This window comes from Microbacterium sp. NPDC058389 (assembly GCF_042722305.1).
Classification (GTDB): Bacteria; Actinomycetota; Actinomycetes; order Actinomycetales; family Microbacteriaceae; genus Microbacterium.
In genome coordinates this window covers 305,268-327,900 of sequence record NZ_JBHXJQ010000002.1, presented here as the reverse complement: position 1 = coordinate 327,900, position 22,633 = coordinate 305,268, and the positions used below count along the sequence as shown (strand labels likewise).

Annotated in this window: 23 protein-coding genes; 10 read left to right on the top strand and 13 right to left on the bottom strand. The window is 65.0% G+C overall.

The annotated features are described in order from the left end of the window. Window positions 1-102 precede the first annotated feature (102 nt). Together ACFWJ8_RS04365 and ACFWJ8_RS04360 are read left to right on the top strand one after the other, a co-directional pair. A complete protein-coding gene (locus ACFWJ8_RS04365; RefSeq protein WP_378809386.1) occupies window positions 103-993 on the top strand; it encodes an Ltp family lipoprotein in 891 nt (296 codons plus the stop codon). A gap of 46 nt (window positions 994-1,039) precedes the next feature. Next, window positions 1,040-1,348 carry a hypothetical protein gene (locus ACFWJ8_RS04360; RefSeq protein ID WP_378809384.1) on the top strand — a complete coding sequence of 103 codons (309 nt, stop codon included), beginning with the start codon at window positions 1,040-1,042 and terminating at the stop codon, window positions 1,346-1,348. Window positions 1,349-1,539: 191 nt separating this feature from the next. On the opposite strand, the gene ACFWJ8_RS04355 is transcribed toward ACFWJ8_RS04360, so the two are convergent. The 6 genes from ACFWJ8_RS04355 to ACFWJ8_RS04330 form a co-directional block, all read right to left on the bottom strand. Further along, on the bottom strand, window positions 1,540-2,871 hold the full coding sequence (locus ACFWJ8_RS04355) for an FtsX-like permease family protein (protein ID WP_378809381.1): 1,332 nt from the start codon (window positions 2,869-2,871) through the stop codon (window positions 1,540-1,542). After that, window positions 2,868-3,620 carry an ABC transporter ATP-binding protein gene (locus tag ACFWJ8_RS04350; protein WP_378809620.1) on the bottom strand — a complete coding sequence of 251 codons (753 nt, stop codon included), beginning with the start codon at window positions 3,618-3,620 and terminating at the stop codon, window positions 2,868-2,870. Before ACFWJ8_RS04350 ends, ACFWJ8_RS04355 begins: the two co-directional genes overlap by 4 nt. A gap of 300 nt (window positions 3,621-3,920) precedes the next feature. After that, window positions 3,921-4,085: a hypothetical protein gene (locus ACFWJ8_RS04345; protein ID WP_378809379.1), complete on the bottom strand. Its 165-nt coding sequence runs from the start codon at window positions 4,083-4,085 to the stop codon at window positions 3,921-3,923. A 351-nt stretch (window positions 4,086-4,436) separates the two neighbouring features. Next, window positions 4,437-4,859 carry a DUF3566 domain-containing protein gene (locus tag ACFWJ8_RS04340; protein WP_378809377.1) on the bottom strand — a complete coding sequence of 141 codons (423 nt, stop codon included), beginning with the start codon at window positions 4,857-4,859 and terminating at the stop codon, window positions 4,437-4,439. 245 nt (window positions 4,860-5,104) lie between these two features. Beyond that, a complete protein-coding gene (locus ACFWJ8_RS04335; RefSeq protein WP_378809376.1) occupies window positions 5,105-6,031 on the bottom strand; it encodes a sce7725 family protein in 927 nt (308 codons plus the stop codon). 36 nt (window positions 6,032-6,067) lie between these two features. Further along, a complete protein-coding gene (locus tag ACFWJ8_RS04330; protein WP_378809374.1) occupies window positions 6,068-6,937 on the bottom strand; it encodes a sce7726 family protein in 870 nt (289 codons plus the stop codon). Between the two features lie 421 nt (window positions 6,938-7,358). Here ACFWJ8_RS04330 and ACFWJ8_RS04325 point away from each other — a divergent pair, with 421 nt between their 5' ends. From ACFWJ8_RS04325 to lanKC, 5 genes are all read left to right on the top strand, one after another. Then, complete coding sequence (locus tag ACFWJ8_RS04325; RefSeq protein WP_378809373.1) at window positions 7,359-8,486, top strand: S1 family peptidase; 1,128 nt, start codon at window positions 7,359-7,361, stop codon at window positions 8,484-8,486. After that, complete coding sequence (locus ACFWJ8_RS04320) at window positions 8,483-8,890, top strand: hypothetical protein (protein WP_378809370.1); 408 nt, start codon at window positions 8,483-8,485, stop codon at window positions 8,888-8,890. Before ACFWJ8_RS04325 ends, ACFWJ8_RS04320 begins: the two co-directional genes overlap by 4 nt. A gap of 319 nt (window positions 8,891-9,209) precedes the next feature. Further along, a complete protein-coding gene (locus tag ACFWJ8_RS04315) occupies window positions 9,210-10,502 on the top strand; it encodes a sensor histidine kinase (protein WP_378809368.1) in 1,293 nt (430 codons plus the stop codon). Next, the gene (locus ACFWJ8_RS04310) at window positions 10,495-11,181 is read left to right on the top strand and encodes a response regulator (RefSeq protein ID WP_378809366.1); all 687 of its coding nucleotides are present in this window, start codon (window positions 10,495-10,497) and stop codon (window positions 11,179-11,181) included. Before ACFWJ8_RS04315 ends, ACFWJ8_RS04310 begins: the two co-directional genes overlap by 8 nt. Window positions 11,182-11,429: 248 nt before the next feature. Further along, a complete protein-coding gene (gene lanKC, locus ACFWJ8_RS04305) occupies window positions 11,430-14,030 on the top strand; it encodes a class III lanthionine synthetase LanKC (RefSeq protein WP_378809364.1) in 2,601 nt (866 codons plus the stop codon). 220 nt (window positions 14,031-14,250) lie between these two features. Here lanKC and ACFWJ8_RS04300 read toward each other — a convergent pair whose 3' ends face one another. From ACFWJ8_RS04300 to ACFWJ8_RS04275, 6 genes are all read right to left on the bottom strand, one after another. Further along, window positions 14,251-15,366: an ABC transporter permease gene (locus ACFWJ8_RS04300; RefSeq protein ID WP_378809362.1), complete on the bottom strand. Its 1,116-nt coding sequence runs from the start codon at window positions 15,364-15,366 to the stop codon at window positions 14,251-14,253. Between the two features lie 68 nt (window positions 15,367-15,434). Further along, entirely contained in the window at window positions 15,435-16,139 is a 705-nt protein-coding gene (locus ACFWJ8_RS04295; protein ID WP_378809361.1) for an ABC transporter ATP-binding protein, read from the bottom strand. A gap of 3 nt (window positions 16,140-16,142) precedes the next feature. Then, the gene (locus ACFWJ8_RS04290; protein ID WP_378809359.1) at window positions 16,143-16,931 is read right to left on the bottom strand and encodes a hypothetical protein; all 789 of its coding nucleotides are present in this window, start codon (window positions 16,929-16,931) and stop codon (window positions 16,143-16,145) included. 29 nt (window positions 16,932-16,960) lie between these two features. After that, complete coding sequence (locus tag ACFWJ8_RS04285; protein WP_378809358.1) at window positions 16,961-17,452, bottom strand: hypothetical protein; 492 nt, start codon at window positions 17,450-17,452, stop codon at window positions 16,961-16,963. Between the two features lie 31 nt (window positions 17,453-17,483). Next, window positions 17,484-17,918 carry a hypothetical protein gene (locus tag ACFWJ8_RS04280; protein ID WP_378809356.1) on the bottom strand — a complete coding sequence of 145 codons (435 nt, stop codon included), beginning with the start codon at window positions 17,916-17,918 and terminating at the stop codon, window positions 17,484-17,486. Window positions 17,919-18,201: 283 nt separating this feature from the next. After that, window positions 18,202-18,678, bottom strand: a complete 477-nt coding sequence (locus tag ACFWJ8_RS04275) for a hypothetical protein (protein WP_378809354.1) — start codon at window positions 18,676-18,678, stop codon at window positions 18,202-18,204. 555 nt (window positions 18,679-19,233) lie between these two features. Here ACFWJ8_RS04275 and ACFWJ8_RS04270 point away from each other — a divergent pair. The 3 genes from ACFWJ8_RS04270 to ACFWJ8_RS04260 are packed head-to-tail and all read left to right on the top strand — an operon-like array spanning window position 19,234 to window position 21,979. Beyond that, complete coding sequence (locus ACFWJ8_RS04270; protein ID WP_378809352.1) at window positions 19,234-20,310, top strand: hypothetical protein; 1,077 nt, start codon at window positions 19,234-19,236, stop codon at window positions 20,308-20,310. Next, complete coding sequence (locus ACFWJ8_RS04265) at window positions 20,301-20,924, top strand: ABC transporter ATP-binding protein (RefSeq protein ID WP_378809350.1); 624 nt, start codon at window positions 20,301-20,303, stop codon at window positions 20,922-20,924. The genes ACFWJ8_RS04270 and ACFWJ8_RS04265 overlap by 10 nt, the downstream gene beginning before the upstream one ends. Then, entirely contained in the window at window positions 20,921-21,979 is a 1,059-nt protein-coding gene (locus ACFWJ8_RS04260; protein WP_378809349.1) for a hypothetical protein, read from the top strand. The genes ACFWJ8_RS04265 and ACFWJ8_RS04260 overlap by 4 nt, the downstream gene beginning before the upstream one ends. On the opposite strand, the gene ACFWJ8_RS04255 is transcribed toward ACFWJ8_RS04260, so the two are convergent. Beyond that, entirely contained in the window at window positions 21,973-22,476 is a 504-nt protein-coding gene (locus ACFWJ8_RS04255) for a hypothetical protein (protein WP_378809347.1), read from the bottom strand. The two genes, ACFWJ8_RS04260 and ACFWJ8_RS04255, sit on opposite strands and share 7 nt — an antisense overlap. Window positions 22,477-22,633 lie beyond the last annotated feature (157 nt).

Genomic DNA, 22,633 nt, shown 5'->3' with positions numbered 1-22,633 from the left:
CTTGGCGACGTCGCATGGATCGGGCGTATCCCCTGCACACAGTACGCTGACCCGCATCTGCCGGTTGCAAGGGGTGACCGGTTCTCAGCCTGGGGGCTCCACATGACCGATGAGACGCGCGCGCCCGCGCCCGGATGGTATTCAGCACCGCACGCCAACGGCGAGCAGCGCTACTGGGACGGGACCCAGTGGACAGACTGGACGCCAGATACCGCGGCTGCAGCCCACAACGCCGCGGCGGCCGCTGCCGCTCCGACAGAGAACCTGGCGTCGGCCGGCGTCGCGTCATTGACGGCTGCACCGGAGACGCCTGCAAAGAAGAAGCGGCTGGCGTGGTGGGCATGGGCACTCATTGGCCTGGGTGGCCTGATTCTCCTTGGCATCATCATCGGAGCCGTCAACAGCGCCTCGGGCGGAGCTGCCAACGACGAGCGACCCGCTGCCGTCAAGGACGACGACATCAGGGCCGAACCGAAGCCGGAACCGAAGGACACGCGTGTCGACACTCCTGACGTCGTCGGGAAGACTGTCGCGGAGGCGCGCGCTGCACTCGAAGGCGCCGGCATGGTCGTGACCATCATCGATGGAACGGGTGACGACTGGGTCGTCAAGTCGCAGACAATCACCGTCCCGGCGGAGCCCGGCACCGAAATCCTGATCGTCGCGGAAGCGCCGAAGCCGGTTTACACCCTCGAGCAGGAGAACGCCCTGCGCGCCGCGAAGGATTACCTCAACGTCATGGGGTTCTCACGACAGGGCCTCATCGACCAGATGTCGAGCGAGTACGGCGCTGGCTTCCCCGTTGACGTCGCGACGTGGGCCGTCGACAATGTCGGGGCAGATTGGAACGCCGAAGCGGTCGAGGCCGCGCGGAGCTACCTCGACGTCATGGCGTTCTCCCGGGACGGGCTGTATGACCAGCTCACCAGCGAGTACGGCGCGCAGTTCACACCCGAGCAGGCGGCCTACGCGCTCGGACAGGTGGGCTACTGAATTACTCAGCCGGGTCGATGTCGACGCCGAGGCATACCCTCGCCGCATGGTGAGAGGTCAGGGTGGGCCGCGGCTGAGCAAGCCGACGCTGCTCAGCATTGAGCTCGACTCGATCTGCTCCCGCAACCGGTACACCGCGGATCCGGCGTCCGTCATCGCGGAGTTGCGCGCGGCTGCTGGCAACCGTATTGATGTCCTTGCGCAGGCAACTGGGATCTTCGCCGGTTACCACGACGATCAGTACACCCGCACGCTCACGGAGGCGCTGCAGGCCGAGATCGACGGCATCGGCCGGTGGGTGCAGGTCGGACAGGAGCGGCGCGGTCGCGACGGTCATGCGACCCCGCAGACCTGAGCGACCCGGTGGCCGTGCTGACGCTTCTGCTTCTCGAAAATCACCCTTTCGGATGACGGAATGTGATCCATGGGGGCCGGTGCTCGCCGCGCCCCGAGTGCTGGCGCCCGCGACGAGCAGCCGCGACGCGACCGCGGGAGTGGCGAGAGTGGGGCCGCGAACCCCGGACGAAGCGCGCTCCAGCCGGCAGGTCAGTGCGCGGCAAGTGCCGTCAGGGGTGACGCGCGGCGGGCTGCGATCACGGGCAGCAGGGTGGCTGCACCGAGCAGGATCAACCCGACTGCGGCAAGGATGGCGATCGGTGCGAGGTCGACGCTGAGGGCTGCGGCCCCGATGAGCACGCTGACGAGCAGGGTCGCGGCGATGACGGCAGCGGTCGCGAGGATCATCGCGGTGACGATGTAGATCAGCGCCTCCCACAATGCGACCGCGACGTGCACGCCAGGGGTGGCCCCGGCGGAGTCGAGCAGGGCGCGCTCTCGTCGTCGGTCGCCATTGGTGATGTACACGGCGGCCGCCGAAGCCACCAGCGAGACCAGGAGCGGTCCTCCGAACATCAACAGCATCTCGCGGGGATCCAGGCTGTAGCTGGCAGCGTCAGCACCCGCCGCTGCGGCCAGGGTGTTCCCGGCACTGTAGACCCCGGCGACGAGCCCCATGGCAAGCATGAGCGGGCTGATCGCCGAGGTTGTCAAGCCCACGCGGTACTGGGCGCTGTTCCGGGCGAGGTACCAGGAACTGCTGACGCGTGCGGGAATCACCTTCGTCCACAGTGCGATCAGTGCCGGGCAGAGGACGGGGGCAGCGATCACGAGCGCCACGAGGAGCAGGGGAGCGAAGAACGGGGCGTTGGTCGCGATACTCGAAAGCGATTCGCCGGACCTTGTCACCGCGATCCCGACCGTCACCGAGATAAGGATCACCGCGATCGCCACCCGCGCCCATCGGATGATGCGCCCCTGAGGTTCGGGTTCGCGCAGGATCTGCACCGGCGAGGTCCGCGATGCGCGCCGTGCGCCGCCGAGGCCGGACAGGCCGACGAACAGCACCGTGACGGCGGCCGCCACAACGATCGCCCACGGCTGAACCTGCACGATAGCGGTGTCTGGGTCGGCCCACGCGCTGAGCACGTAGCGAAACACTGGGGCGAAGCCCCAGCCGCCCGCGACTGCGCCAACGGCGGCGCCCGCGGTCGCGGTCACCAGGATCTGCGCGGCGAAGGTCCAGAACACAGCACGGGGACTCAGGCCGATCAATTGCCACAGGGCAATCTGGCGTCGCTGCACCGAGACCACCAGACCTGAGATGCTGCCAATGACGACGATTCCAGCAACGACCGTGAAGAACACCACCGCGACTGACGTGGCCGCGATGAGCGCGCCAAGGTCGCCGGGGTTGGCAGCAGCCGAGGTCAGCGTGCAAGCCACGTAGGTGAATGCGGCCGCGACCGCAGCAGCCACGGCCGCCAACCCCAACCACACGCGGTACCCGCGCACCACATCCGCGAAGACCAGCGTGATCATACGTTCGCCGCCGCAGAGACCGTCATCGCGGTGAAGATCTCTTCGACCGTGGGGCGGACGAGCTCTCGCTGAATGCGCCCATCACGCAACACCAGCACCCGGTCAGCTCGCGCAGCGGCTTCCATGTCGTGGGTCACCATGACCACCGCGGTGCCGGCCAACGCTGCCTCCTGGAGCAGGTCGAGCACCACCGTGCCGGAGCGGCTGTCGAGCGCACCGGTCGGTTCGTCAGCGAACAGCACCTGAGGTTTGGCTGCGAGCACGCGCGCGACCGCAACGCGCTGCTGCTGCCCACCCGACAACTCAGACGGGCGATGCGATCCCCGCCTAGCCAGACCCACCCGATCCAGAAGTGCGTCTATCGAGGATCGATCCAGAGGCCGACCGTTGAGCTGCGCAGGCAACGCGACGTTCTGACGCGCGGTGAGCGAAGACACCAGGTTGTATGCCTGAAACACGAAACCGACACCATCTCGCCGTAGCTTCGCCGCGCGAGCCCTGCTCAGTCCGCGCAACGGCGTGCCCAGGAGCGTGATCTCGCCTGAGTTCACCGGTTCAAGACCGGCCAGGCAATACAGCAGAGTCGATTTGCCCGCCCCGCTCGGGCCGACCAGCACCACAAACTCGCCTGGAGCAACGCGAACATCGACGTCGGCGAGGACAGGTACCGATGGTTCACCACGGCGGGCAGGGAACGCTTTCGTGACCCCTCGCGCGTCCAAGACGGGCCGAACTTCTACGGGAATCACAGTATGCACACGAATAACTCTTGCATGCAAACGGCCCACCAAATGTATGCCGCCATCCCTGCGCGCGCTCCCACGAGACGTGCCAGGTCAAGACGTTTGAGTCCGACCACCACGGCACCAAACGGTCGAGCCTCCGCAGAATCGCAGATGCGCGTCGAACGGCTGCCCGCGCACCCGACGGCACCCGCCCGATTCCCCATCTCACCCCGGGTCGCGCTGCCTCATGAGGCATGGTTGCTCGACGCGGGTGGAGCTCGACCGCACGTCGTTTTGGGGGACACTCCTCGTGCTCTCGGAGATCTACCGATCGAGCAGTTCCACAGTGACTTCGTCGTCGAGCTGCGGGAAGACGATCTTCACGGTGTCAGGAAGCTCCGGCCCAACCTGCTCAGCAGAAAAGGTGTGTGTGGTCGGGTTGCTGTCCGTCGTGCAGGTGCCGTCAAGCGCCAGCTCGAACTCGACCACCAACTCCTCACCATCGTTGACGAGGGAGGTGGCTGCGGGTGGGCAACTTGAGCTTCCAAAGGTGATCACTTGGACCCGACCGTCTGACCGTGCGACGGCGTACGGGCCTTCTCCGTGCTGCGGGAGCTCGACTCCGTTAGGTACTCCCGACTCGCGCTGCTGGGCAACGCCTGATGTGGAGCACGACGCGAGGACAAACACCACGGCCGCGATCGACAGCCCCTTCAGCGATCTCGACGCTCGGATCATGCTCCCCAAGTCTGGCGGGTCTGTCGACCAGACTGACCCCGAGTTCGCTGTGACGGGTCTGCAGGCGTTTCACCCTCGGAAGAGTTGCTCGTCATTTCCGGGTCAGCGTTCACCGCTCTTCGTACTCGAGGTGAGGCCGACCGGCAGGCCGTCCGTCACCTTGACGGCCAGGTTGTAGATGCCGGCGAGCACCGCACCAAGGACGGTGACAACGACGAGATTCAGGAGTGCCGCAACCGTGGCGAACGAGACCACCTGGGCAAGGCCCAAGACCTCAGACAGGAGGAGGCTCCCGTCGGAGAGTCCCACCAGGACCGCTTCGACGTCCGTGAAAGCTTCCGTTGACTGCACGACGAGGTAGAGAAGCACCACGCCGACAACCGTGATGACGGCGACAGCGATCGCGGCGAGGAAGGACAACTTCATCGCCGACCAGAAGTCGACGTACACCAGCCGCAGGCGCACCTGCTTCGCGGTCTTCTTGCTGCTGGACTTCTCGGCGAACTGGCCGGCAATCGAACTCATACTCGTCACCTCTCGTCGACCCGAGTGGGACGATACTTTCGGTTACGGCACCCGCAGCTCTCGAATCCGTTCTCGTGTGCTCGCGCCCCCGGCAGGCAGAAGCGACGCGATCGCAGCGGAGGCAGGACGACGAGAGCTCCGATGAACTCTCCCCCGGGGACGGATCGCCAGGTGCCGCGCTGTCGCAAAGTTCATCCAATTTGATGAGGAATCGGCTCCTGCCGTAGGGCTCCGCTGGTATCCGATCAGCGAATTGCCGCAAGTGTCGTATAGATGTGATGCGAGATCTGCTGCCGCTTGTTTGTGCCCAAAGCGGTCTCCCGACGAGTCGCGTATTGGACGTCGTACGAACTCATCCCTGGACTTGTCAAGAACATCGCCCGATCGGACTGCAATTTGCCCATCGCTTGGAGCAACTTCTCCCCGACAGAGATTTCACCCTGGATGACGGAGTCGGAGAGGAAGTGGCGCACCCAGAGAGCGCCGCCGCCATCGATGTACGTCGCGTGGATAACAACGGCCCCAGGGGCCCCGCCTCGCGTGTCCCGCACCGCCGGATCCAACACGGTGTAGTCGCCGAAGCCCGGACGCCCAGAGCCGCCATAGCTTGTTGCCGCGGTTGAGAACCAGTCGTCCTCGCTGTAGTCGACATTGCGCGGCTGGGGAGTGAAGCTGTTCGTCAGCGGGATCACGCGATCCACCCCAAACGCTGCGTCATAGTCACTTGCCGCGAGGTTGTGGTGTACGAGAACCAGCACATCTGCCTTGGCGGCAGCAGCTGCCAGCTGGACGGCCGGGATGACACCTGACCGTGCCACGAACGTGATCGGGCGTTGCGCGTACTCGGTCACGAAAGCTTCTACGTCGCCTAGAGAAGTGGTCGACTCGAGCGAGATGGCCGGCCGAACTGATGCGAACCCAGCCGCGCCCCGAACGGCCGCCGACCACGCAGCGAGAGTTCGTGACGTAGACAGCTCACGCGCACTCGGGTTCATGACGACGGAGGAGACAATCCCAGCCGTAGACATTGCATCGATGGCCCGGACCAGAGAGGCCGGATCAGACTTCAGCGCTTCAATAGCAGGCGAGACGGGCTGGGCCAGGGCGACGTCGGTGAGGTCGCGAAGGGCGAGCAGCTCATTTGCGCGCCCGTAGAGAAATGGAACGTACATGTGTCCTCTATCGTCGGGGTGCCGATGATAGAGGAATTACAACATGTGCGTTGGGCGCTCCTGTAGCCGCTCCAACAGTCGCGATTGTGCAGATCCGGATAGCGAAACGCCGTAGGCCAGGGCGCGAAGGGAGTGCGGAAAGCCCGGGTCACTCACCACGCTGGTGGCGCCACCGAACCTCCGCCGAAGAAGACGCACAACATGGGCGTGGAGAGTGGGTACCGGGATGCGTGAGAACGCTTCGCGCATCCCCATCGTGGTGCCGTCATTGTGCGCACATTCTGCGGCGAGAATGTCGGAACGTTCTCCGGCGCGGAGAACTTGAAAGAGCTTTTCTCGCGTAATCCGCTCCAGGCCGCCTTCAGCGGGGCGCAGGGTCTGCATCCGCCCGCTCGCGTGCAAGGCAATGACTCCGACGTGCTCGGCGGCTGCCTCTAGGGCGGCGTCGCCGCGTCGCGCCGAGACAACAACGTAGACATGCTCCGCGAACTCCGAGTAGTCCCGCAGCTGCGTGTGGAGCCGCGCGAACGAGTCGAAGTCGGTCTTGACCTCGTAGACGGTTGTCGTGCCGTTCACCACCACGACATCAGCCTTCGAGATGCCAACCCCGAACTCGACGGCAGCGGATGCCGAAGTTGGCCGGTGCCGACCGAAGACGATTCGGGAGACGATCTCGTTCTTGAACACGTACTCCGAGCGACGCGTCCCCTTTAGCGTGTCGAACGCCTCGTCGAGCACGGCTCCTAGAGGGATATTGGCCTGCAGCGCGTCCCCCAAGACGGAGAACCGGCGGCCTGCCTCCCACGGGTGGGGTGCGGCAAGCGCCCTGAGCGACGCCGTGGTGAACACTCCGGAGAGGTCGCGCGCATACTCCGCTGACACGTTCACAAACGAGATCTTAACCACCCAACCTGGCGTTGCTCGTCAGCACCGCATCATGCGGCACCCGGGCCGCTTGTTCCTGTGGCGCGCTGCGCCGTCGCGAACCACGCTCATGTGCCTACCCTGCGGCGACCTGGGGTGTCGCCCCGATAGACGTTCCCAGCTGGCGCTGGTCCGAACCCTGGCCAGTCCGATCGAGCATCTGGCAAGCAGCTCAGATCGCGAATGCACGGCAGGAGCCGACTTGGCTAGTGCGCCAAGCAGCAGCAGGTGGCACGACTCGTCCTTTTGAGTGAAGATTGCCCGCGGAATGGCTTCAATTCGGCATCGGTCCGCTACTTTCAGCGATGTGTAACCGAGGAGCGAAACAACGACTCTCGGGCACGTCATGTACCGGCGAGCAAGGAGGCCCGCAGTGCGCAATTCGTTGTCTCATCGAGTAGTCGTGGCTGTGATCGCGCTCGGCGCGACGGCCGTCGCAGTCGCTGCGCCTGCTGCTGCTGTAGAGCGGGGCCCCGGAGTATCCCTCGCCGCAACGTCGACGCCGGAAAAGTCACTCGACGCGGCCCTGGCCAAGGAAGCGGCTTCGCAAGGTATATCCACCAAAGCGCTCGCAGCGCAGATGAAGTGGGAGAACGACTTCGCGACATTGGCCACCGGTCTCGAGACCGCGTACCCGAACGACTTCGCGGGGGCCGAGATCTCGGCTAGCACGCCCATCATCCATTTCGCGGCGGCGGCCCCGGAGGAGGCACGGACACTGCTCCTTCGGTTCACCCCCAAGGTGACGATCATCGAGAACACCGGATGGAGCCAGGCCAGCATCGCGGCCGCAGGTGAAAGCGTCCACTACCAAGTACAAGCGCAGAGCGCATCGGAGGTGGCGACCAGCGCAGACGTGTTCACGGGGAAGATCACGGTCTACGTGAACTCGTCGGACGCAGCGGCGGCGTCCCGCGCGGTATCGGAAGTGTCGTCCTCGGTAGCTCGCGGAGCCGGCTTCGACATCGCGTTGGAGGTCGACCCATCACTGCGCACAGGCGAGGATGCTCTGTATGGCGGTGGTGCGATGACCGGCTGCACCTCCGGGTTCTCCGTGAAGCAACTGCCTGCGATCTCGAACGGAATCATCACCGCCGACCATTGCGGGAACTCGCAGACCTTCGCCGGGATCGCTCTCACGTACCGCGCCGGCAGCAGCACGCGAGATGTTCAATGGCACTCCACGTCCTCCTACGCAGCCCCGGAAATCCATTGGGGCCTCAACGGTGTGTACACCGTTTCCGGATCCGCCAACCCGGTAACAGGCCAGACCCTCTGCCACGAAGGTATGACGAGCGGGTTTGACTGCGACACCACGTACCTGGCAAATCAGTGCCGCGGCTCGTACTGCGGAATGATGACGATGAACAACCGTGAGTGCCAGCCAGGAGACAGCGGCGGGCCGTGGTTCTCTGGCAGCACCGCGTACGGCGTGCACAGCGGATACGTCACCATCTGGGGACTCAACCGCGACATGTTCACGCCGATCAACTCCGGCTTGAGCACGCTGGGCATAACACTCAAGCTATGAAGTCACTGGCTCTCCCCGCATGTGTCACGTTGACGCTCGTGCTGACGTCCTGCGCCGGCAGCGCCGACGGCGCGGTGGTGGTGGAGTCGCCCAACGGCACCGTTGCCGCGAGCAGTTCCGATGCTGAAGGCGGCGATGCGTTGTTCACGGGAGCGCTGACGCTGAATCGCGCTGGGTGCTGGGCCATCCGTGACGAATCGGACGATGTGGTCACAGTCATTTGGCCGGCGGGAACGGTGGCCACAGCAGATGGCCTCCAAGTGCCGGGCGTGAAGGCGTTGAAGGAGGGCGCCGAGGTTGCGGGCAGCGGGGGCGAGGTTGCTGCTGACGAGTTCCCGAACGTGACAGACGCGTGCGGTGCGGCCGGCCACGTCCTGCAGTTCTGGGCTGTGCGCGAAGAGTAGCCCCCGCAGCCTGTGTCGCGCTCGTGATGCGTTCGTGCTGTTGCCGGGACTAACCCGACATTGCTTGCCGCGCGGGCAGCCAGGATCGAAGCTCTGGCCGAGGCACCCTTCGGTCGGCACAGCAGACGTCGTGCCGCGCGGGCGTTCCTCAGTTCCGCTCGACCTTCGCGGTCATCGAGCACCGCGCATGTGACAGCCTGGGCAGGGGTCGGTTCCTGGCGGTTCGCTCCAATCACCCGGCAGCACCCACCAGTCGCGTGGAAATGGGCGCAGAACTCGCGGCGAGTCATCGAAACACCGCTCGAACGAAAGCAGGCCCATGTCATCCGCCACCATTCCGAGGCGATCCGATTCGACCGCTGCCGGCCGGAGCACCGATGTCACCGCACTGATGGGCTCACCTGCATTCGTCGTCGTCGTGTTCGTCGCGACACTGACACTGGTTCTGAGCAACGCCGTCGTCGCGATCCTCGACGGCGCCTCGAGTTGGGACAACCCGCTTCCTCAGTCAGTGGTCGTCGCCTTGATTGTGGTGGGATGCGGGCTGCAGGCGGCGTGCCTGCTTCTTGTTCGCCGGCACCCGGTGCTGGGGGTTGCCGGCACCCTCGTGGCCTACCTTGCGGTCGTAGTCCTGGTAGCGGTGCCGGCGTGGACTGCCGCGATGCAGCTCGTCGTTGCGGTCGCCCTGTTCGCCCTTGCTACACGGGCCAGAGCGGTCACCTCTGTGCTGTGGCTTGCGATCGCGATCGCCGCTACGGTCGCGACCCTCACACTATGGGCTGTGTCGTTGGGCGCTCCGGCGGGCGTCGTAGCGGGGTTCGTGATCAACCAGAGTCTTGCGTTTGCGGCGCCCGCGGCCGCCGCGACGGCGTTGGGGCTGTTGTGGGCAGCGCATTCGAGGCATGCAGCGGAAGCGCGGGAGGCAGCCGACCGACTGACCCGGGAGCAGGAGGCCAGGATGGCCGAGGCGCGCGACATCGAGAGAGCTCGGATCGCGCAGGAACTGCATGACGTTACGGCCCAACACATCGCCGGACTCGTTTCGCTGTGTGATGCATCGATCGAGCTCGCTCCTCAGCAACCAGAGCAGGCGCTCCAGCTCATCGACGAAGTACGAACGGAGGGACGGTTTGCCGCCGCAAGCCTCTACGGTGCGCTGGGAGACCTGCGTACCGTGGACTCGCCGAGCGCGACAGTCACTCCGGATCTTCGCGATGTCGAAGAACTCGTCGCCTTCTGGTCGCGTCGAGGGATGACAGTCGAGCTGCACGTACTCGGCGACATCCCCAACCTCCCCGCCGTCGTGTCGACCATCGCATATCGAGGGGTGCAGGAGGCCCTCGCCAACGCCGCAAAACACGCCCCCGGCTCGACCGTTCACGTGAATGTCGTCGTCCACAGCGACCGCATGCACGCCACTGTCTCGAACGGTGCCGCAACACGGGCGCACTCAGCGGAAGAACGACTCGGTCTGGGTTGGGGCCTTGACGGGTTGCGTGACAAGTTGCACCTGATTGACGGCACACTGCACGCAGCGGACGACGGCCGAGGCGGCTGGCGAACCCGCCTGACCATCCCTTTTCCCGACATCGAAGGGCACGCACGTGGATGAGCGACGCAAGACTATCCGGGTACTCATCGCGGACGACAACCGAGCCTTCAGGCGCGGCCTGCGCCTTCGTCTGAGTCAAGCAGAGGCCATCGCCGTCGTCGGCGAGACTTCGAACGGCCGAGACACGGTGACCGCCGCGCGAGCCGAGCGAGCCGACGTCGTGCTGATGGATCTTGAGATGCCCGGCATGAACGGCATTGATGCCACCCGCTTGCTGGCGAGCGGTGAGGACCCTCGTATTGGCGTAGTCGTCCTCACCAGCCATGGAGCCGACGTGCACGTCATTCGGGCGCTAGAGGCCGGCGCCAGCGGGTATCTGCTGAAGACGCACGACTCGCATCAACTGCTGGAAGCGATCCGGGCGGCGGATCGCGGCGATGCGTTCATGTCGCCGCGGGTTACCGCCCCGCTGCTGCGCGAGCTCACCCACCGCCACGGCCGGCCGGCGAGGGATGCTGTCGCCGCGAGCCTGAGCCCGTCCGAACGTAGCGTCGTCGTACTCCTCAGCACGGGCGTGACAAGCAACGATGACATTGCCAAGGAGCTCGGTGTGTCGGTGAACACGGTTCGCTCCCACGTGCAGTCCGCGATGAAAAAGGTGGGCGCCACTGATCGCACCCAGCTCGCGCTCTGGGGAGTCCGAAACAGCGTCGACGACTTCCGTTCGTCGTCCAAATGAATGAACTCCCCGAACTCGCATTGATCGACCGCGCGCTCTCCCAACCACTCGTCGCGCAACCGCACGTAACGCCGTAAGCCCCGCCAAGACCGCGATCTGGCGGTCCTAGACAGCCTTCGGCTTCTCACGACCCCCCGCAGGACAGCTCTTCCGCACGCCCCGACCCGTTCTGAGCGGCTCTGACCGCGAATGCACCATGTCCTAGCGCTACCAATCGACAGCGCCTGTGACCATGTGTTGGGGAGCCCGTGGACCCGATTTATCCGCGCTTCGCCGCGCCAGGATCCGACTTCTATGAGGACCCTCGGAAGCATCGGCGCCAGCAAGGCAAGCCCTTCATCGCGGCCGTCGATCTCGACTGGGGCGACTGGTCGCAGGCCACCGATGGGCATTGGACGTTCCTGAATCCCCAGGACCACATGCTCCCCGAGCAGGGCTGGAAGATCCACCTCAGCACGACTGCGTCGCACGCGACGCAGATTCTGGACGCTGCGGCCGCTCATTGCCACGCTCGCAGGTTGCCGTTCAAGCACCTGGCGGACGACCACGTTCTCTTCGCAATGAACGCGAAGGACGCTGACCGGTCCGCCTCCGGCAAGTTCATCACGATCTACCCCAGCACGGTCGAGGACCTGAGGCAGTCGCTCGAAGCACTCGAGCTTCTGACGGCCGGATACGAAGGCCCGCACATCCTGTCCGATCTGCGATGGCGTTCCGCTCCCGTCTTCGTCCGATACGGCGGCTTTCGGCGTATGTACACGGACGTCGATGGCGTACCGACCGCCGCTATCCGAGATCCCGAGGGAATGCTGGTTGCCGATATCCGCACTGCCGGATTCCACCTGCCACCGTGGGTGGACGTCCCAGCCTTCCTCATGCCTTCCTTAGAAGCACAACGAGACGTCACGCCACCCGACGGCTTCCCCTCCGTGACTCGCGCTCTTCATCACTCAAACGCGGGTGGCGTTTACCAGGCGGTCGATGCCGGCGTAGAAGTCGTGGTCAAGGAGGCGCGGACGTTCGCTGGATTCACCGCTGATGGCCGCGATGCCGTCGAGCGGGTTGCTGACGAGGCTCGGGTGCTCAGCCAGATCATCAACCCGAGAGTGGTGCGAGCAATCCGATCCTTCGATGTGCTCGGTCATGGCTTTCTCGTCACCGAGCGTGTCGATGGGGAGCCACTGAACAGCGCCGTCGTCGCACGTCACCCACTGATTCGGGCGAACGCCAGCGCGTCAGACCTACGAGCGTTCCGGGAATGGGCGCTGACTGTTGCCGGGCGCATCGAGCAGGCCGTGGCCGCGGTTCATGATTCGGGGTACACGCACGGGGACCTTCATCCTGGGAACTTCCTCGTCCTTCCCAACGACGACGTCGTGCTCATCGACTTTGAGATGGCTCGGCCCATGGAGCATGGCGCCGCTGCAGTGATCGGGGCGCCTGGCTTTGTCGCCGTCGACGGGAGACGCGGCGTCGCGCTCGACCGCTACGCCGTCGGCTGCATCAAGCTCTTCATGTTCTTGCCTCTCACACCATTGCTTCCCCTCCATCCGACGAAAGCGAAGCAACTGATCTCCTGGGCCCAATCGAGGTTTGACCTCCCGGACCGATGGGCCTCGGAAGTTGAAGCGGACATCAATGTCACCGACTCCGACGCGGCCGTCGCTGCTCCGATCGCGGTGCCTACCCACATTGCTCAACTAGGTTCTCAACTCATCGCAGATGCCACCCCCGAGCGCGAGGACAGGCTGTGGCCGAATGATCCCGCATCCCTGTCCGAGCCCGCGTACGCGATCGCCCACGGTGCACTCGGGCCGCTTGTGGCGTTGCGGGAAGCGGGGATCGAGATCCCTGTTCCTCTCATGAACTGGGTCGAACGCGCGTTCCAGACGAGCAAAGATGACAAACCGGGACTCCTCAATGGACTGGCGGGAGCGGCACTCGCGTTCGAACGGTTGGGAATGGGCGACCTATCGGAACGTGCCCTCGCCCGGCTTCACAGCACGGGCTTGGACAGCCTGCCACCACACCTGTATGGCGGGCTCGCGGGCATCGGCATCGCATACCTCGAACTGTCGAGCGCGAGAAGCGAGCTGCTGCCCGATGCGCTCGACATTGCTGACCGTTTGAACGAACTTCGCCCAGCCTGGAGGAGCACCCAACTAGGGCGAGTGGCGACCGGCTCCGCTGGTGTGTTGCGCGGACCGAGCGGGTCGGCACTGTTCGCTCTGCGCCTATACGACTGCACCGGCGACCGCGAACTACTCACCCTCGCCGAGGATGCCATCCGCGCCGATCTGCAGGCATGCGTCGAATCGGCCGACGGCTCGCTTCAAGTCGACGAGGGCTGGCGGGTGCTGCCTTACCTGGGCTCCGGGTCAGCAGGTATCGCACTTGCGATCGCCCATCTGCTGAGACGGTCGCCCCAGTCGGAATTGCGGACAAGCCTGGACCCGCTGACGCTCGCGGCGCAGTCTGAGTTCGTCCTCGAACCCGGCCTGTTCCAAGGTCGAGCAGGACTGGTTCGGCTTCATGTCGAGCTGGCGTCCCACGGGCTGAGCACGACCGCGACCCAGGCCGCCCTCGACCGCCATCTGGAACTGTTCTCGCTCCATGCGCTGCCGCGCGAGGCAGGGCTCGGATACCCGGGAAGTGCGTTGCTGCGCCGATCGTGTGACCTTGCTACCGGCTCCGCTGGTGTCCTCCTCACCTTGGCCCATGCCTGGAAGCACTCCCCCTCAAACGTGTTCCCCCCGGGCACGCCATTGGTCCTCTCACAGGACCCGGAACAGAAAGGAGGTGACACACATGGGATACCTCCTGTCACTCCAGACGCTGGAACAGCGTGATCACGAGCGCGGCGACGCCCTCGCCAGCTCGTGGAGCACGAGCCTGTGCCACAGCAGCGCATCGACGAGCCTCTGCTGATCGCCCGCCGGCTGTCGGCAAGCATTCGTGCAACGCCGGCAGCCGGTTGTCAGCGAGCCGCGAACGGGGACAAAACTCAACCATCACCACCGCACGTCGAGCAGCGGGCCGGGTCTGATGGAATCCCACGCGGCCAGAGTTCTACTCGCGCAACGCCAAAGCGACTGGCAGCCTGGCGGCCTTGATCGCAGGAACGGCAGCACCCGCGACTGCAGTGAGCGTGGCCGCCGCACACCCGACAAGGCAGGCTGCCCACGGGAAAGACGGCGTGTTCACCACCGATCCTGCCGGAAGCATCGATGGCACGATGCCGTATACCAACACGATTGCCGCCCCAGTGGCGACGATCGCGACCACGACCGCGATGGCCAGCGATGACCCCATGACCAACATGAATACGTCTCGGCGATGCGCGCCGATGGCGCGGCGGATAACGAGCTCACGCGAACGCTCGTTGACCGATGACAAGCCGACGTTGAGAAGCCCCATCGCGGCGATGAGCAGCATCACGACGGCGAAGACCGTGAAGATGAAGCTGAGCGCATCAATCTGGGCTGCGACGCGCCAGGTGGTGTCAGTTCGGGTGGGTGGTGCCGTCAGCTGCAGTTGATGATCGACCAGCGCGTCCGCGATCAGCTGGCTACTGGCGCTCTCTGCGATCTGGGTGCTGGTCACCCGGACCGCGGCTGGTTCGATCTCGGCTGCCTCGAATAGGTTTCCGAAGGCGCTGAGGTTTCCGTATGCCTTTGGATCGGAAGCGCCGTCGGCGATTACCGACACGATGGTGAACTGAGCGCCAGCACCTTCGGGCGTGGTCATCAGCATGAACCGCGTCTGGTCCGGGTAGCCCAGTTGCCGGGCAGCAACCTCGTTCACCGCGAGCAACGGTGGGTACGGTCGGTCGGGCAACGGGAAGGAGCCGGTTGTCGTCGCCAGCCGGCGGATGACGCTGAGGTCTCCCGCGTCCCACTCGACCACCAAGCTGCGAACCGGCTCGTTGTTCTCGGCCTCCTCCGGCGTGCGAATGAACATCGTCGACTCAGTGCTGACGACTGCGCTCCCCGTCTCCCCCAGCCGGGTGTTGAGAGTCTCGGCGATGCCGGGTGCGGCAAACTCGAGATCCTCCTGGGGGATGTCGACATATCCCGTGACCGTCGCTGCACGCCCATTGACCTGCTCCTCGTACGCGAGCAGGGTGTCGCTGGCGATGGAGCTTGCTGCTGTTACGCCCACCAGAGCCAGCACACCGAAGAACATCGTGCCTGCGGACAGGAGGTTCCGCAGCCGATGGCGGCGAAGATCTCGAAACGTTCCGGCTAGTGCTCTCATAGGCCACCACCGCGGGTAGCGGCGGGATGTAGGGAGCCGTCCCTGAGATGCCATTGGGCTTCGGTGGAGTCCGCGATCGCGGGGTCGTGGGTGACGACGACGAGGCCGCTGCCAGACCCCGCTGTCGCATCACGGAGAACTTCCATGACGTGGTGCCCAGTGTCCACGTCGAGCGCACCAGTTGGTTCGTCGGCAAGGATGAGCCGGGGGCTGCGCACGAGAGCTCTCGCAATCGCCACTCTCTGCTGTTCTCCCCCGGACAACTGGGCTGGTTTGCGCGAGGCGAACTTCGTCATTCCCACCAGATCTAGGACTCTGCCGGCCGCTGATCGGATTTCGCGGTTGCTGGCACTGGCCCCGAACGCGTACGGCAGCTCGACGTTCTCTCTGACCGTGAGGTGTTCGATGAGGGAGTAGTTCTGGAAGACGAAACCCACGAGCGAGTTGCGAAGCCGCGCTGCCTCGCCTTCCCGGAGCCTGCTCACGGCGTGGCCGGCGATTGTGAGTTCGCCTGCGTCCGGCAGATTCATCAGCCCGAGAATCGCCAGCAGCGTGCTCTTTCCAGATCCCGATCTGCCGAGAATCGCCGCCGACGTCCCGTCCGAGACTGTGATGGAAAGGTCGCGGAAGATCGGCAACTGCTGCCCGCTCGGGAGCCGCACCGAAGCCGCAAGATCTGTCGCAACGACGACTTCACCCACGCGTTAGCCGATGCCCGGTGGGAATGCGGTGACGGTGTCTCCCAGTTGAAGGCCGCTGACGATCTCGATGTACACACCATCGGTGATCCCCAGCTCGACTGTGACCGTTTCGTGCGTGCCGTCCGCGTTGACGCGCGACACTTTGCCCTGGTCGGCTCTTCCGGACACGGACTGCAGAGGGAGAGTGGCCACGTCAGTCTTGCTGGCAGTATTCAGACCCACCTTCGTATCCAAACCCGACGCGACGGCAGCCTCCGCCGGCAAGAGACACAGCACCGCGGCGCCGTCGGCGGCATCGAGCGCCTGACGCGGTGTGACCAGCGTGCATTCAAGGCCCGAGGGGCCCCCGACGACGTTCACGAGCGCGCTGAGGGCCCCCTCATACATGCGGTACTGCTCGGACGGCGGTACTTCGACCACGACACCAAAGCCTTCGTACGCAACGACGGCCACCGGGATACGGGGCACTACCTGCGCGCCGTCGACCGCAAGTACGTCCGTGACCGTACCTGCCGCCGGAATGGAGATGCTCTCATTCCCGACATGCGCGACAGGTTGCCCAGCCTCCACATTCGCCCCCGGCACCGTGGCTGTGTCAAGGCGCACCTGCCCTGCCGCGGGCGATTCGACCAAATATGCCGGGTTAGGGACGATCGTGCCGCTGAGAACTACGGTCGATGTCAGGGACCGCGTTTCCACCTGCACTGTGGCCGGCGCCGCGGCACTGTCTGACGGTTTTGGGCCCGAAGCAGGCTGGGCCGTGCAGGCCGTGGCGAGGAGCGCGAAGGCCACTGTCGCGGCTGCCGCGGACAATCTGCCGCTCATGCTGGGCAGTTGGCGGTGATGTCCGCCTGAATCTGGGACGCGTCGCCGAGCTCCGCCGATTCCAACGCCTCTTCGAATGGAGCTTGCATGCTGACCGGGTCCCATGACTGCTGGTACGTGTCGGTCGCTCTCACGGACGCATAGGTCTCGAACGCCTGAGCTGCCAGGTCGGCGTCGACACCGCGAAGCTTGAGCCATTGGCGCCCCCATGCACAGTTCCAGAAGTAGACGGCTTGGTTGCGACCAAATCCTTGCTGGTAGAGCTCGTCCGTCCTGGCGAAGGGCACATCGGGGTAGACCTGCCCTTCCGGGAGGGCAAGGCTCTCCGCGGTCTGCGTGTACTCGGCGACGGTCGCGTCGTAATCCAGGATCGTCGTCTCGTGCGATTCCGCATCGACAGCTTCGGGAGGTGAACTTGCGCAACCGGCGAGCAGCAGAGGCAGGACGACGACCGCCACGATCGCGCGATGATTCCGACGTCCGGTCATGCGATTCCCGCCTCTGCCGCCCATGTGCGGATCAATAGTAGAGATCGCCGCCCCAGACGTTGTCACACGTACCCGTCGAGGGTTCCATGTGCGCCCGCATCGTGAAGCGGGTGTTGGCGACGTAAGCGCCGGACGGGATGAGCGTGCCCCAGGGGGATGACCCTGTCACCATGGAGGCCTGGTGGTACGCGCCGTTGGCCGTGATACGGACGCCAACGGTCGTCTTCCATCCGCCCCAGGGGCTGCCCGCTCCATTGTTGAGGTACAGCTGCGTGGGCCCGCCCGACGTGGTCCGACGCTCGGTGTTGTAGTTGACCCACGAGCCGGTGCAGTTGACTTCACCACTGACGGCCGTCGTTGCAGCGTTTGCCGGCACGGCCACACCCATGACCAATGCCAGCGCTGCCGCGCCGCCGGCGAGCGAGCGCCAGATGAGCGTTCGCCTCTTCTTGACTGAACTTCGCATTTCGACCTCCGTTGGTTTGAACGCGACGGGTTCCTTCCGTCACGAGTCGCCTATGTGGGGTCACATGTAGCCGACTGATGAGTTCCTATCGGCCCGTTCTCTCGGTCGGAGGCCCCACTCGCCCCGGGGACGAGAATCTTCATCCATCTGGATGGCACGGGTGTAGCTCTTTGCGGCGCACTCGGACGAGTCGTCGCGTTGCAACCCGCAACGAGAGTTGGGCTTCCGCACCGAGCAAGCTCTGTGCGGAAGCCCAAACTCTGCTGACGTCAGTAGGAGCGACTCAGAAGATCCTCACTTGGGTGACCGTGACCGGTCCGCCCACGAGGTTGGCCGTGACGTATCTGCCCAGCTTCGGCCCTGTTACAGTGCTTCCGCCCGACTGCCACTTGAGCTGTGTCGTCCACCAACCGGTGTAGTAGCTAGTCCGCCCCGCCCATGACCCGTTGAGCGTGCCCGCGTTGATGAAGCCGTAGTAGGGAGCCGAGGGCGCGTAGAGGCAGACCGCATCAGTCGAGCAGCCGGGCCCTAGCTGAGTGATGAACGGGGTGACCGGAGCCGGTTCTGATGACAGGACCTCTCCTGTCGCGACGTCGATCGTCACCACTGTGGAGACCAGCGGAATCGGAACGCTCTCCTCCATCGGCAGTTCTTGGATCTCACCAGTCGAGAGTGAGCTCGCGCTGGCAGGGATCGCGGCGCCGATGATTCCTGCGGCAGCCAAAGCCGCGATCGCTGCCAGTCGAATCTTGAGCTTCATGTGATGTGCCTCCATGCCAAGGTCGTTCTCACCGGAGCGCGGCACCCGTGTTGGGCGCGTCACGCACGGTGAACTTTACGGATCTCGCGATGGTCTCGCTGTCGGAGGCTCACCAAGCCGCTGGGTCATGGAGCGGTTCACGTTCGAGCCCTGGCGCCCGCCGATGACTTCATCGGTAGGAGGGTGTGCCTTTCCCACGCCTTCAGCAGTAGCGCGACACTAAGCCGGCGGTGGGGAGAGCGGGCCCGCGACTGTCACCGCAAATTCATTCAATAGGACGAGACAAAGCCGACCATCGCCGGTGGCATGAAGAGCGAAGAGCGAGTCCGCGGCTCGCCGGACACGCACCCCGGACGCCGACGTTGGGATACCAGCCTCACTCAAATGGATGAACTTCGCACCGCCGTGAGGGAGCGGATTGGGGCACCACAGGTTCCACCGCCCGTGCTCGGTCAGTGTTCGCATGGTCCTCTGGCGCGCGTTTGGTCTGCCACGCACCACCACTGCGCACGACAGACTTATGAGGCACCAGGTCGCGGACGAGAGGACCAGTCGATGCAGACAACTCGCCGCGCGAGCTGGCCGGTTCTCACCATGATCGGTGTTGGAGCGTGGATCGTGGCTCCGTTCATCGCGCTGTGCCTACTTACGGCACAGGCTCTGAATGCGGCATCGGTAGAGCCTCGACCGGTGGTCGTGGCCGCCGAACATGCGGTTGGCGACCTCAACAGACCGGTGGCGCTCGGGCTGCAATGGAGCGATCCGCTTCCGATCCCTGCGCCGGAGTGGGCCGGAATCGTGCAGGAGGTCTATGTTTCCGCCGGCGATGCCGTGGTGGACGGGACGCCCATCGCTCGGATCGGGAGCATCCGCAGACTCGCGGCGCTGACCTCGTATCCGTTTGATCGGCCTCTGGCGTTGGGAGACACCGGAGAGGACGTGGCAATGCTGTCATCCTTCCTCCGGGCGCGAGGGTTAGATGCTCCGGACGTACCCACCTTCGATGAGCGCACACTCGCGGCCGTTCGTAGCTACGCCGCAAGCATTGGGGTACCGGAGGCAGGGTCCGTTGCTGCGTTCGATCCCGGCTGGGTGATGTTCCTCTTGGCGGAACGACCGGTGGCAACCATCGATGTCGTCATCGGCAGTTCCGCCCCGGCGCAGGGATCGGTGGTGCTGCAACTTGCCCCCCAGGTTGTCGACGCAGTGCTCTGGGAAGATGGGACACAACCCCCGGCAGAAGGCAGCGTCGAACACCTCACGCCCTCGGCGTCGGCTTCCCCGACCGAGGCGCTGTTGGTGGGCGGGCAGACCGTCGCGCTAGACGAGACAAGAACTCGTGTCTCCGCAGACGGTCTAGATGCACTCGCTTCGCTCGTCGCGGCGGGCACGAGCGTGGCCGCGGCCAATCTGATCCAGCCTGCCGAGGACGGGCAGTGGGTGGTCCCGGCACCGGCCCTTGTCACCAGCGAAGGCGGCTCGTGCGTGTTCGTACGCCGAGACGACAAGCAGGTCAGGCTGGACGCGACAGCCTTTGTCTCCATTTCCGGAACGGTAGTGATCGAGGCCGACCTGCGCCCCGGTGACGAGGTCATCATCCTCCCTGTGACGCAGCGGATCACATGCGGGTAGTCGTCGATTCCGTCAGCGTTGTGCTGGGAGGCAGGCCCGTCCTCGACTCCGTCTCCACCACGTTCCGTGGGCGGGAAGTTGTCGCGTTGATGGGTCCCTCGGGGGCGGGAAAGTCCACCCTTCTCGCCGCGATTGCCGGTGCAGTGCCTGCGACATCCGGCGCGGTCTCGTTTGAAGACGCCTCCCCCGATGACGTTGAGTGGCTGATGCAGGCCACGCCTCTATTGCAACGGCGGCGTGTGATCGACAACGTCGCGCTCTCCTCGGAGCTTCGAGGGCTCGAGCAGGACGTTGCACGCATGCGTGCAGTCCGAGCGATGAGGACGGTCGGCGTGTTGCCTCTGGCACGCACACACGCATTCCGCCTCTCTGGCGGCGAGAAGCAGCGGGTCGCAGTCGCCCGAGCCATGTCGGCGCGCGCGGCCACTCTGTTGGCGGACGAGCCGACGGCCGCGCTTGACGCCGACAACAGGCGGCTTGTCGTTGACGCGCTACACCAAGCGGCTCGTGCAGGGGCACTGGTGATCATCGCCACGCACGACGAGCATGTCGCGTCGGCATGCGACCGGATCCTGGATGTGGTGGACGGCCAGCTCGCGGAGCGGTCCCGGTGACCGCCAGCCGGGTGCGAGTGATCGAGGCACTCCGTAACCTCGCGGCTTACAGCTTCCAGACCGTCGTGTGCGTAGCTCTCTCCGCGGCGATCGGGTTCCTGACCGTCATCGCTGGCACACAGGAACTCGGTTCGATCGCCCAGCAACGAGCCTCGCTCGCGGCGGCCGGACAGGACGTCTGGCGTGTGCAGTCCCCCACAGCGTTCTCCGCTGCGAGCTGTGCTGCGCTCGGGGCGGTGGACGGCATCCATGACGCTGGAGCGCGTCTTCATCAGTGGAGTGCGAAGATCGCCGAACGCCCTGGCGCGACCATCGACGTGCTCGAAGTGACTCCGGGCTACGCGCGGATCGGATGGGCCACCAGCGGATCACCTCTTGTCGCTGCGGGCGCTGACGTCAGCACGACCCTTGGGCTCAGACCAGGAAGCACGTTGACGTTGCAAGGTAACGGGCCGGCGACGACAGTCGAACTGGACGCCGTACTCCAAAAGACCCAGCGACTGCCCGCGGGAAACCAGGTCATTGTCATCCTGGGGGCACCGACATCACAGACGACCGAATGCCTCGTGGAGTCCGAACCAGGCGCGAGATCCGCGGTCGAACGTCACCTCATGAGTGCCTTCAACTCGCAGGCGACCGTCACCCCACTGCTCAATGACGAGCAGCCTGGCGGCTCGCCTGATGACCGGATGCGGGCCCGTATTACGGCGTGGGCTCCCGTGATCGTGTCGGCCATGCTCGTCGCCCTGTTCGTGATGGTGCAGTTCGCGCGTAGAGCTGAATGGGCCTTGTATCGAATCCTGGGAGTCGGGCGGGCCGGTCTGCTCGGCATGCTCACAGTTCAGGCGGCTGCGTCCACGTGGGCACCGTACGCGGCTGGGACGCTTGCCGGCATACTGCTTGCGCACAGTTCAATCGGCGCCGACGTGCTCGTTGCAGGCGGAGTCACGGGCGATTTCATCCGCGGCCTGCTTACCCTCGCTCTTACGCCGGTATTGTGCCTGGGCGCGCTGGAACTGGGTCAAGGTCCTCTCGGATGGTTGAAAGGTCAGTAGGCAACGGTCACACCCGGAAGCTCCGGAAAGAGTCGCTGGGACAACTCAACGATGCATCGCTCGGCATCCTGCATCCGAGGAGTGGGTGGCGATTCGATCTCTCCCATGAAATCGATGACCTGGCTCTCATCCCCGCTGAGGTCGTAACCGGCCGCGGCCATACATGTCACAACCGCAGCTTGGAGACCGTCATCCATTCGCTGTTCATGCGTGTCGATGTACGCGGCAGCCACCGGCCGCCAACGTTCGTCGCAGGAAGACACCGCTGCGGCCACACTTTCCCCACCGGATATCTCCTCTGGCAACTGCCATAGCAACCAGACGTTGTCGACGGGGCTGAGGTGAGGGCCTTCGATGACAACACCAACATCTCGCAGGCACGCTTGGTATCGACGCGCGGCTTCAAGGTACTCGTCGTACGTGACATCTCCGTCGGCGAGCGCGTCAGCGCTCTCCTGCGCCCCGAGCTCGTGCAACTCGTCGGCCGCAGCCAGCACGATCGCGCGAGGGTCCGGCACCGAGTCCGACGCGGGACCTGACGCGCAACCGCTGAGGAGGGTGGTGGGGGGGGCGGGCGGCGGCCCCCCCCCCCCCCCCCCACGCCCGCGCCGCCGGGTTCCGGTGACGGGTGCGTCCGCGGGACCCCGGTCAGCC